This is a genomic window from Kamptonema sp. UHCC 0994 (genome assembly GCF_029167235.1).
Classification (GTDB): domain Bacteria; phylum Cyanobacteriota; class Cyanobacteriia; order Cyanobacteriales; family Microcoleaceae; genus Kamptonema.
Genome location: NZ_JARFTR010000099.1, coordinates 1 through 12,109, shown reverse-complemented (window position 1 = coordinate 12,109; position 12,109 = coordinate 1). Strand labels below are relative to the sequence as shown.

Below are 12,109 nucleotides of genomic sequence, written 5' to 3'. Positions count from 1 at the left end.
TTAGTCTCTTTACTGAAAATGAACCGCAACTCTGTTAAAACTTTGGCTATTTGGGCGCGTCGTCACCTCCGGGAACAAGTTACGGCGCGGGCTGCTTTATATGGGATTACTGCTAAACAATTGGTGGAACCAACAACGGTTTCTGGGGGGTTGTTAGTTGCGGGGCAAACTTTGGATGCGCGGGAGGCGAAGCAGTATGAATTATTGCGTCAACATTTGAAAGAGTTGATGCAGAAAGGGAAATTGGCAGAAGCGGTTGAAACGTTAATTGATGAAATTGCTTATACTTGGTTTAACCGTTTAATTGCTTTGCGCTACATGGAAGTAAACGGTTATATTGGGCGGGTTTTAAGTAGTAGTGATTCGATGTTTGTTGACCCGGATATTTTACGGGAAGCGAGTGAAATTGCCGAATTAGAAAAGTTACCGGCCTTAAATTTAGAGGTATTAAGTCAGTGGCGCAGTTTGGCGAGTCGGGAACCTAATTCCGATGAGTTTCTGTATCGGCGGTTGTTGTTGTGTCAGTGTGAGGCTTTGGCGGATAGTTTACCGTTTTTGTTTGACCGCAGCCAGAATTATATGGCGTTATTTATGCCGGGGAATTTGTTAAATCAGGATTCGATTTTGCGGCGGTTGGTGAGTGATATTAGTGAGGAAGATTGGCTGGCGAAAAAACCGGATGAGGAAGACCAACAGGATGTGGAAATTATCGGTTGGTTGTATCAGTTTTATATTTCGGAAAAGAAGGATGAGGTGATTGGGGCAAAGTCTAAGGTGAAGGCGCAGGATATTCCCGCAGCGACGCAACTTTTTACGCCTCATTGGATTGTCCGTTACATGGTGGAAAATAGTTTGGGGCGGTTGTGGTTGGAGTCTCATCCTGAGTCGAAGTTGCGGGATTATATGCCTTATTATTTGGAGAATCCTAACCAAGAGGGGGAAAAAGAAGGTTTTAAACCGTTACAACCGGAAGATTTAACGGTTTGTGACCCTGCTTGTGGGAGTGGTCATATTTTGGTTTATGCTTTTACTTTGCTGTTTTTGATTTACCGGGAACAAGGGTATTTAGAAAGGGATATTCCTGAGTTAATTTTGACCCATAATTTGTATGGGTTGGATATTGATGAACGGGCGGTACAGTTGGCTAGTTTTGCGGTTTTGATGAAGGCGAGGGCAATTAATTCGCGGATTTTTAGGAAATCTTTGTCGTTAAACCTTACGGCGGTGCGTGGGACGAATAGCCAAAGTTTACCGCTTGCTTCGGAGTTAGATGCTAAAGATTGGCAAGGGTTGATTGAGGCGTTTAAGGATGCGGATAATTTGGGGAGTTTGATTGTTCCGCCTTCGTTTGATGGGGAAAAGTTAAAGAGACAATTGGCGGCGTTAGAGGCGAGTGATTCGTTGTTTAAGGGGTTTGTTCCAGCGTTGCGAGGGTTGGTTTTACAGGCGGAATTGTTGAGAAAGCAGTATTGGGTGGTGGTGGCAAATCCGCCTTATATTGGAGGTAGATCACTTAATGATACTATTAAATTATTTTTAGAAAAGAACTATTCTGATACCAAATCAGATGTTTTTGCGGCTTTTATAGAGCGGTGTTTACTTTTATGCTCTATAAATGGAGGGGTAGGATTAATCACACCTTATGTTTGGATGTTTATTTTAAGTCATGAAAAATTACGGGCAAAAATTGTAAAACAATATACTTTAACTACATTAGTCCAATTAGAATATAACTCTTTTCCAAGCGTTACGACTCCAGTTTGTACCTTTACTCTCCTTAAGAAGTATCATAAAGCTTATGTAGGCGATTACATCAATCTTAGTCAGTTCAAAGGCTGGGAAATTCAAGAAATTAAAACTCTTGAAGCTGTTTCTAACAAAGATTGCCCTTGGCGATATCAAATCCAGCCTGATAACTTTAAAAAAATTCCTAGTCAAATTATTGCGTATTGGGTAAAAAAAGATATCATAAACATTTTTCAGTCAGAAATTTTGCTAGAAAAAATAGCATCGCCCATGCAAGGCTTGGCAACTGCTGATAACACTCGTTTTTTAAGGAATTGGTTTGAGGTTTTCTATAGCAATATAGGATTTTCTCTAAATAGCAGAGAAGAGGCAAAACTATCACAAAAAAGCTGGTTTCCTCATATTAAAGGAGGCGAGTTTAGAAGATGGTATGGCAACTTAGATTGGGTTATTAATTGGAAAAATGATGGAATGGAGTTGTTTGCATTTAAACCAAAATCTGTAATTCGCAACCCTAATTATTACTTTACTCCTGGTATTTCTTGGACAGAAGTTACAATTGCATCTCCTTCTTTTCGGAAATTTCCTAAAGGATTTATATTTGATCAAACAGGGCCTTTACTTACGTTAAAGCAAAATTCTAGTTCAATTCAAGATTTATCTTTATTAGGGCTTCTGAACTCTCATGTTAGCTCTTATTTCTTTAAGTTTCTCGCTCCAACCATGCACGTTACTTGCGGTCAAGTTTCAAAGTTTCCAATTGTCAAAATTAGCCCAAAATATACTTTAACAATAATAAAAATTTCTCAGGATTCAATTGATTTATCAAAACAAGACTGGGATAACTTTGAAACCTCCTGGGACTTCCAAATCCATCCCTTACTAAGATATAATACCCCCCAACTCTCAGAAGCCTTTAAAAACTGGCAATTCGACAGTGAAAACGCCTTCCAACAACTCAAACACCTAGAAGAAGAAAATAACAAATACTGGATAGAAGCATACGGTTTACAAGACGAACTCACCCCAGAAGTACCTGACGACCAAATCACCATCCGTCGCGCCGACCAAAACCGCGATATTCGTTCCCTCATCTCCTACGCCGTTGGTTGCATGATGGGGCGCTATTCCCTCGATCAACCCGGATTAATTCACGCTGGACAACCCTTTGACCCCACACAACACAGCATTTTTCCCGCTGATATTGATGCCATTATTCCTATCACCGACCAAGCTTACTTTGATGATGATATCGTCAACCGCTTTGTCGAATTTATCCGCGTCGCTTACTCACCAGAAACCCTCACCGAAAACCTTGATTTTATAGCCGATACCTTAACCCGAAGAAGTGGCGAAACCTCCCGCGATAGAATTCGCCGCTACTTCCTAACCGAATTCATTTCTGACCATATCCAAACCTATAAAAAACGCCCGATTTACTGGCTATTCACCAGTGGCAAAAATCGCGCTTTTAATGCCTTAGTTTACCTGCATCGTTACAGTCCAGACACCCTCGCCCGACTCCGCACCGACTATGTTTTAGAACAGCAAGTCAAACTCGATGGCGAAATTTCCCGCACTCAACAACAATTTGATAATGCAACCAATAGCGCCGCCAAAAAAGCTGCTACTAAACGCTTAAAAGAATTGCAAACCCAGCAGCTAGAATTACGCGACTATCAAGCTAAATTACAAACAATGGCCGATGCCAGAATTAAACTAGATTTAGATGATGGCGTTGCTTATAACTATACTCGGTTTAAGGGTTTAGTTTATGAAGGAAGCGATCTGAAAATGGCAGATTTAGAAAAAGCTGCACAATGGAAATTAGAATTGTTAAAAGTTGACGGTTAACGACTCTCTAAAATGAACACTACCCGCATTCAAAGTAGCATATTAACTTTATTTCAAGATGATAACCGTTGGTCACACCCAGGACGACGAGTAGTGTTTTGGTACGATTCAGATGGACAATTTACAGATGCTTTCAACGAATTACAATTAGATGGCATCAAAAAATTACAACTTGGCGATACTCCCTTTACCGTCAAACATCACCTATTCATCGAACAACCAGAACAACCTTTTTTACTCTACGCACCTTTTCCAGAACCCCCAAATCAGGATAATTGGTTACTCGATATTCAACTATCCGGTTTAACCTTTTCTGCTGACCCCGCTGCCCTAATTTTCGCTGATTTAAGCTTAAAACAACGGAGTCTGGAAATAACAATTCGAGAACGTCTCAAATTTTTTAATAGCCGCAAACGTACCGAAGCTTTGCAAAATATGGCTTTACCCCCAGATACCGACGAACGGGGGTTATTTTTGGCAATGTTATCGGTTGTAACGGGGTTAAAAGTCCCCGATGCTGGCGCAATGATTCGCCAAGTTTTATTAAAAGGTTTATTGGAATCAGATAATTTACTTTGGAAGGACATTGAACGTTTTGTTAAACCTCAAGATTTCTGGCAAATCGTGCAGGAACATACAGGTTTTGCCGACACCACTCCCAGCTTGCGAAAACTGTTCATACAGCTACTCATCACTCATTTTGAAAAGTCATTACAGGGGTCAATTCCAGATAGTTTAAAAGCCCAAGTTATTACCTCCGGACAACGGGCTTACGCCTTCATCGACCAGTGGATGCGCGACCAACAAGACTCACCAGGATGGAAAGAATTAAGCCAACAAATTGCAGAGGAATTAAACATCCTCGATGCCATCCAGAATTTATCCCCAGAAGTCCTCTATGAAACCGCTACTTTTGAAGTAGTAGACCAAGCCATCATTCGCGCCTGCGTCAAAGCCTTACGTTCCCCCACCCCTGACCTCACCCCTTGGCCAAACTGGTTACAAGCCCGACGCACTTTGTTTTGGTTCTTCAAATACGAACCTTTTTATTGCGCCTTGGATGCAGCTATTGAACTTTTAGAATTAAAGCGCCAATATCCAGAAGGCTTTCGGATGCCTGCACCCCAACTCTTTCAAGCTTATGCCAAACAATTGTACCGTTTTGACCAAACTTACCGTCAGTTTATTGTTGCCAGCGATGCAGCTTTTGGCGATATCCTCAAAGAATTAATCGATGATATAGAAAACCTTTACACCCAATGGTATTTAGATGAATTGGGGGAAGCCTGGTCAGATTCCCTAGAAAACAGTTGGGAATTAGCAGATATTCCTAGCCAAACTAACTTCTTCGGACGGCACGTACAACCAATTATTAGCGGAAAAGACCGCGAAAAAAAAGCTTTTGTGATTATCTCCGATGCCCTTCGGTACGAAGTCGCCAGCGAACTCGCAGAAGCTATTCAAAAAGAACTTCGGGGAAAAACTACAATTGAACCTTTGTTTGGCGTTTTACCCAGCATCACTAAGTTAGGGATGGCGGCGCTACTACCTGGGATGAAGCTGGAGTTACTGCCTGGAAACAATGATGTGCTCAGAGACGGACTGAGTACCCAAGGGACAGCAGCGCGTCAGAAAGTATTAGATCAAAACAGTCGTGTTGAAGCAACAATACTGAGTGCCCAAGACCTGTTAACAATGAGTAGTGAGAAAGGACGGGCAGCGATTTCCGCCTACCGTCTCGTCTATATTTACCACAACAACATTGATGCCATTGGTGATAAAGCCGCTAGCGAACATCAGGTATTTGCAGCTTGTTCTGACACTATTAAAGAACTGGTGCGACTGGTGAAAAAGATTTGTAATTCTCTCAACGGAACTAATGTATTAATTACCTCAGATCATGGGTTTTTATACCAGCGCCGTCTAATTGCTGAAGCCGATAAACGCCCTTTGCTACGGGGGGAAGGAGTGCTAGAAACAAGTCGTCGCTATGTTTTGGGGCGAAATTTAGAAGCTGATTCCGGGACTAAAGCCTTTAACTTACCTTATGATACTGGGGGTGCGATCGCGATCGTTCCTCGCGGTAGTTTGCGTTTTGCCGTCCAAGGTGCAGGTTCCCAATATGTACACGGTGGTGCTAGTTTACAAGAAATCTGCATTCCCGCGATCGCCTACCATCACCAACGCGCCGTTAAGGGGGATGAAGGGCCAGCCCGCAAAGTGGGAGTGCAAGTCAACGCCAGGGCGCGAAGAGTGACCAATAACCGCTTTAGCCTCAGTTTAGTACAAACGGAAGCTGTAGAGGGGAGATGGCGATCGCGTCAGGTAACAGTTGCCCTTTATGACCCTGAGAGTTTAGCACCGATTACAGACGTGCGGGGGGCAGAATTAAGTAGTAGTAGTGTTAGTCCTAGCGATCGTGAATTTAGCATTCGTTTGACTGTAACTACAACCAATCCACCAACAACTGCTTACTTAATTGTGAAAGATGCCGATGATGAAAGCGAAATTTTGCGAGAAACTTGGACAGTAAATTTGGGAATTACCAATGATTTTGGGGATTTTTAATTTTATTTTATAGATGAGATTGAAGAATATTTCAACCTATACATCAGGAACTATATAAAATTTATGCCGATTTTATTTAATGAAAAAGATTCAAATTCTTTAAAAGAAATTATGATATGCGAACTTACTAAGGCGGCCAGGATAGAAAAAAAATGGGTGTTTTATGCAATTACTTGCTATTTTAAGCCTCAAGTCATTTTAGATTTTCTTGAACAAGCCAAAAATATACTGGGTAACAAATTATCAGGTATTCACTTATTAGTTGACTTTAAACAGTCTGTCAAAGAATTAGTAAGTTTAGAAATCGAGCAAACTTCTTTTTTGGAAACCGAGCAAACTTCTTTTATAGAACAGATCAGCAAAAAAACAGGACTATCTCAACAATATATTTCCTATACTCCTATAGATGGCGGTAAAAATATACTTTTCCATGCCAAATCATACGCCTTGATTAGTGAAGAAAAAGACTGGGTATTTTTAAATGATTATTCCGGTTTTGTTATAGTAACATCAGCAAATTTTTCGAGCAATGGTTTTAACAAAAATATCGAAATAGGTCATATATTGCATGACGTAGCTTCCATGAGGGATTTTTCTTCTTTAGTTAGACATCTGGAAGAAAATTATACTGTTTCTGCTGAAAGAAAAGCAGAAATTAAAGAATTGGAGTTAGCTATTCAACTTCTTTCAAAAGGTAGCTTCTATCATAAATGGTCTTCTTCATTTGATTTAATATTTCGCTTAAATCTTTCTCAAGAAGAAATAGAAAGATTAGATGAAGCAGCAAATAATCCAGAAACCAAGAGAAAGATTAAGCATTTTAAGACCCAACAGATAAAAACTATTAAAGATGACCCAATAAACCTTCAGTCAATTTTTGCGATTTGTCCTAAGCCTATACCATCGGATATCTGGAGAATATACAGTATTGATACTTTATTAGGTAAATGGGTTCCTAATGAAATTGGTCAATTAATTGAAGAAGAAGTAGAAGATTGCTGGCAAATTTTTCAGCCTCTTATTAAAGAAGTTTGTACTCCTGAAAAAATAAAGAGTTACACCGATGAGCTAAAAGAGTTCGTCAAAGAGAAAATTGACGAACGAGTGATTAAACTCGATATCGATAATTTATCTGCTGTTGCTTCTTGGGAAAAAAGAGTTGAAAATTTGTTTAAGAATGAAAATCGTTTAAAAGTATATATTAATAGATATGAAAAGATTAATCTTTCTGTAACAGAACTTGATCAAGATATAATTAGGCAAGTTTATTATAGAATTAAGGATTTTTATAATCAAAATAATCATAATCAAGGAATAGCTAAATTTGTAGCAAATTTAGCAGACGATTTTCAAGATTATAAAGAAACAAAAGAAGACAACTTTAATTTAAATATACCACAGGAATTAGTCGCTGAAGCTAAAGATAGCTTAATTAAAAATAGGAGAGGAGATTTAGATAAAATTAAGCAGGGTGAATTATTTACTGCTTTTAAGGTAGTTGTTAACCAAAGCACTGTAAATAAAATTTATGAACGCTTTGATGGTATTTTTATTTGTTTAGAAGATTCTTCTAAACAATTGCCGAAAGATGTCCTTGTTTATAAACTCATAGGAGACGACAAAGAGAAAAAAATCTCAGTAACTAAATTAAGAGCTTTTAAGAAACAAGCTCCAGAAAATAAAAATGAAGAAAATGATGATGATGAAGAAACTGTCTAAAGAAAGTGCCTTTTTCTAGCATTGATCTAGTAACATATTGTTAATACTTAAAACCTTTTAAAAAGTTATATACTTTAACCCCTAACATGGATGACCTCGACCAAAAGCTAAATCAAACTTACCCCGGCAAAGTAGTTCGTAAAGACCTCACCCAAAGGATCAAGGAAGGTGCTAACGTTCCCGTTTACGTGCTGGAATATTTACTAGGAATGTACTGCGCCACTGATGACGAAACCACTATTGAAGAAGGTATTCAAAGCGTTAAACGTATCCTTGCTGAAAATTACGTCCGTCCTGACGAAGCAGAAAAAGTTAAATCCAAAATTCGGGAATTAAGCAGATTTACCATTATCGATCGCGTAACAGTCAAATTAAACGAGAAAGCTGACATCTACCAAGGAGAATTAGCGAACTTGGGAATCAAAGGGGTAGTAATTGACCCAGATATTATCAAACGTAATGAAAAGCTTTTAGGCGGGGGTATTTGGTGTATCTTACAACTAGAATACGAAGCTGGAGCAGATCCAAGCCCTTTCATTGTCAGCAGTCTCAAACCCATCCAGATGCCAAATGTGGATATGGATGAACTGTTTGCAGGTCGTCCAAATTTCAGCAAAAATGAATGGATCGATCTGCTAATTCGCTCTGTAGGACTAGAACCAACTACATTTACTGAAGATGTGAAATGGCATTTGTTAGCACGGATGGTGCCATTATGCGAAAACAATTATAATTGCTGCGAATTAGGCCCACGTTCTACAGGCAAATCCCACATTTATAAAGAAGTTTCGCCCAACTCAATATTAGTTTCAGGTGGTAAAACTACTGTTGCCAACTTGTTTTACAACATGGCATCTCGCCGAGTAGGGCTAGTAGGCTTATTTGATGTAGTAGCCTTTGATGAAGTCGCCGGAATTAGCTTTCACGACAATGACGGCGTGCAGATTATGAAAGATTATATGGCATCTGGATCGTTTGCACGGGGAAAAGCAGAAATTTCTGCCAACGCTTCAATGGTATTTGTGGGCAATATTAATCAAAGTGTAGAGTCCTTGGTTAAAACTTCTCACCTGCTTGCCCCTTTTCCCCAAGCAATGATTGATACAGCATTTTTCGATCGCTTTCATGCTTACATTCCTGGTTGGGAAATTCCCAAATTTAGTCCGCACAACTTTACTAAACAGTATGGCTTTATTGTGGATTACCTAGCCGAATGGCTGCGGGAAATGCGGAAACGTAGTTTTGGAGATGCGTGCGATCGCTATTTTCGTCTGGGAAATAACCTCAAGCAACGAGATGTACAGGGTGTCCGCAAAACAGTATCAGGACTGTTAAAATTACTATTCCCCGATGGCTCATTTAGTAAAGAAGACGTGCGCGAAGCACTGGTATATGCACTGCGAGTCCGCCGTCGCATCAAAGAGCAACTAAAGAAAATTGGCGGGATGGAATTCTATGATGTCCACTTTAGCTACATTGATTTGGAAACTCTAGAAGAACACTTTGTCTCTGTACCAGAACAAGGGGGTGTAAGTTTAATAGGTGAAGATGCCCTCGCCCCTGGTCATTTGCACTTTGTCAGCACAGGCGATAGTGAGATGATTGGCACATTCAAACTAGAGTTACAAACAATACCAGGAAACGGGAAGCTAGTTCGCACCGGAGTAGCCAGTAGCAGCCGTATGAAAGACCGCATGAATATTGCCTTAAATTTCTTCAAAGCCAACGCTCACCGAGTTAGCGGCACTATTCATCCAGAAAACGTAGATTTCTTACTTCAATTATTAGATTTGCAAGGGGCGGGACTTCCCCAAGAGTGCGGACTAGCTTTGTTTATCTCCTTATGTTCAGCATCATTAGGACGAAGCATACAACCCCAACTAGCGATTTTTGGTGAAATGACCTTGGGTGGTACAATTACCCCAGTTAGTCATCTGGCAGGTAGTCTGCAAGTAGCATTCGATGCAGGTGCCAAGCGCGTTTTATTACCAATGACCAGTGCGGCTGACCTGCCTACTGTACCCCCTGAACTATTTGTCAAGTTCCAAACATCTTTTTACACCGATCCTGTAGATGCAACATTCAAAGCACTGGGTGTTAGTTGAGCATCAAACGCAGGTAAAGTTCTTCTCCATCAAGCAAGAGTTGCTGACGTAACGCCCCTGGAATAGGAATAGGTCTAATTTCATAATTCCCTCGTGGCTTGATGGCTTGCAATAACCCTGCACTCACAAGTACCAACACCGTATTGCTTGCAGTTTTCTGGTAAGTTAAATCCGACCACTTTGCGATGGTTGAACTTTGCTCCCGCTTAGTCTCGAAAAAGCTTCGCAAGTCAGCAGGATTAACCGTGTAAACAAGGCACTTGAGTTTATCTAACAATACTTCATCAATCAGTTCTCTTAGAAGAAGGTCAGAGCGCAAAATTAAAAACAGATTGGTCAGGCGACGAATATCAGTAATACCTGTGGCTAGCAATTTAATGTAACTAAGGTCTACTTTTTGCAGGCGGTGGAAGACCGTGTTCAATGCCCGACGGCGTGAAGTCAGAGAACGCAATTGAAATAAGTCCTCTTTTATTACTTGTTGCCGAATTTCATCGAAAGTCGCTCCTTGGTGTATCAGTTGAGCCACTTTTACGGTTTCGGTGAGGATAAAGGCATTATTTGTGCGAGCTATGTAGGAAGTAGAAGTCATTCACGTCAAGTAAGAGCTGCGAGTTTAACTAAAATCTGTTCCCGCGCTAAACCGAAACATTAATATTTTTTCCGAAGACTTGATAGTACCATCAATACGCCGATATTCTGCCCACTGTTTCACTCCCATATCGCGAAAACCTAGTTTATAATACAATGCGTAAGCTTCTGGGCGGCATACAGAAACCCGCAGTAAAGTCGGTTGCTCTTTAAGAGCACCTATCGCCTTCATTAATTGAGTGCCAACACCCTGATGCCGAAACGCTTTTACTACGCCCAAGTCCGCAATATAATCTAAATTTTCAACATCAATTTGAAAGCAGTCCTGAAAGAAATTTGCTGAGAGCGACACGGGATTATTTGAAAATAATGCCGAGCTTTCCCATAGTTTACTCACCTTGAAGGGAATGCTGGCACAGAAACCTACAACTTGATTATCAGGCGCGATGCCTACGGCAGGCTTCGCCAACGCAACTGCCAAATTCCCCATTTTTAAATAGGAACTTAGAATTTGTTCCAAATCAAAATTACTCCATTGCTGAAATTCTGGGGGTTCAGCAAAAATGTTCTGATAAGTTTCGATTAAGGAAGATAGGTAAACAGGAAAAGTGCGCGAATTAACAACCTCAATTTTATACTGCATTTACTTCATATACTATCGCTCATTCGTTTCACCTCACATCTAAGCTGTCTCGGCGCTTAAAACTTCGCCGATTCGACAAACTTCGCCAAGAAACGACACAAAAGTGAAGTTTTCAATGAAAATCATGCGCTTGCGCCTCCACATCCCAGCATCGTCTTTGTAAAATCGCCAGCCAGGAAATTCGTATTGTTCAATAACGCGATCGCGTAATAAATATTCGTGCATTTTATCCAACTCGCTTTGATCGTCCAGAGCACTGCCGTCCGAGCCAATTAGCTCCGCTGCCGTTTTTTGCTGAGCTGCTAGCGCAGCTCCGTTGGCAAACAATATCCGCTGATCGGCTATTTGCTGGATATAGACTGGGTTAGAACTACCGTAAAGCGCCGCAAAATCAATTTGGCTTTGTTCTATTGGTGTGGCAGGGGAGAGTTTTTGGACGGCCGCTCCGATTTCTTTAGGCGTAGATATGACGGAATTCTGTGGTTCGCTCGATTCAGTATTAGCGATCGCTTTAAGCTTTGAATCGAACTGATAGCCACGCACCGCGCTTGGCCAGCGCAGCTCAACGATGCCGCCTAAATTTTCGGCCGTTTGAACTAACTCCTGGCAAAGTCTTTCTAGCCAGCAATCAGCAGCTTGCTGGCTAGGAGCTATGATTGATGGTGTTCCGTTGTTTAGCTCCACTCTCCAGCCATCTGGTAAATATTCGTGTAATTCCATAATTATTTATCTCCCTATAGGTTCTGTTCGCATTCGCACGGAAAACTTTGCTGATACAGATCGATTAACTTTTGAGCTTCCCAACCAAGCGCCGCAGCTAATTTCACAAGCTCCACCGGACTAGGCTTTCCACCAGAGCGCAGCAACAAAAGTTTATCTTCAG

Annotated in this window: 7 protein-coding genes; 4 read left to right on the top strand and 3 right to left on the bottom strand. The window is 40.7% G+C overall.

Annotation, left to right across the window (positions count from 1 at the left end):
• Positions 1-18: 18 nt before the first annotated feature.
• From pglX to brxL, 4 genes are all read left to right on the top strand, one after another.
• The gene (gene pglX, locus PY364_RS09780; RefSeq protein WP_275522151.1) at positions 19-3,600 is read left to right on the top strand and encodes a BREX-1 system adenine-specific DNA-methyltransferase PglX; all 3,582 of its coding nucleotides are present in this window, start codon (positions 19-21) and stop codon (positions 3,598-3,600) included.
• A gap of 12 nt (positions 3,601-3,612) precedes the next feature.
• Positions 3,613-6,168 carry a BREX-1 system phosphatase PglZ type A gene (pglZ, locus tag PY364_RS09775; RefSeq protein ID WP_275522150.1) on the top strand — a complete coding sequence of 852 codons (2,556 nt, stop codon included), beginning with the start codon at positions 3,613-3,615 and terminating at the stop codon, positions 6,166-6,168.
• Between the two features lie 63 nt (positions 6,169-6,231).
• On the top strand, positions 6,232-7,887 hold the full coding sequence (locus tag PY364_RS09770; RefSeq protein ID WP_275522149.1) for a hypothetical protein: 1,656 nt from the start codon (positions 6,232-6,234) through the stop codon (positions 7,885-7,887).
• An 86-nt stretch (positions 7,888-7,973) separates the two neighbouring features.
• The gene (gene brxL / locus PY364_RS09765) at positions 7,974-9,992 is read left to right on the top strand and encodes a protease Lon-related BREX system protein BrxL (RefSeq protein ID WP_275522147.1); all 2,019 of its coding nucleotides are present in this window, start codon (positions 7,974-7,976) and stop codon (positions 9,990-9,992) included.
• Here the strand turns inward: brxL and PY364_RS09760 are convergent.
• From PY364_RS09760 to PY364_RS09750, 3 genes are read right to left on the bottom strand one after another with little or no spacing between them, the layout of a single operon-like run.
• Positions 9,985-10,584, bottom strand: coding sequence for a DUF1819 family protein (locus PY364_RS09760; RefSeq protein ID WP_275522146.1), 600 nt, complete (start codon positions 10,582-10,584; stop codon positions 9,985-9,987). The genes brxL and PY364_RS09760 overlap by 8 nt on opposite strands.
• A gap of 24 nt (positions 10,585-10,608) precedes the next feature.
• Complete coding sequence (locus PY364_RS09755; protein WP_275522145.1) at positions 10,609-11,226, bottom strand: GNAT family N-acetyltransferase; 618 nt, start codon at positions 11,224-11,226, stop codon at positions 10,609-10,611.
• Between the two features lie 39 nt (positions 11,227-11,265).
• Positions 11,266-11,946 carry a hypothetical protein gene (locus PY364_RS09750; protein WP_275522144.1) on the bottom strand — a complete coding sequence of 227 codons (681 nt, stop codon included), beginning with the start codon at positions 11,944-11,946 and terminating at the stop codon, positions 11,266-11,268.
• Between the last annotated feature and the right edge of the window lie 163 nt (positions 11,947-12,109).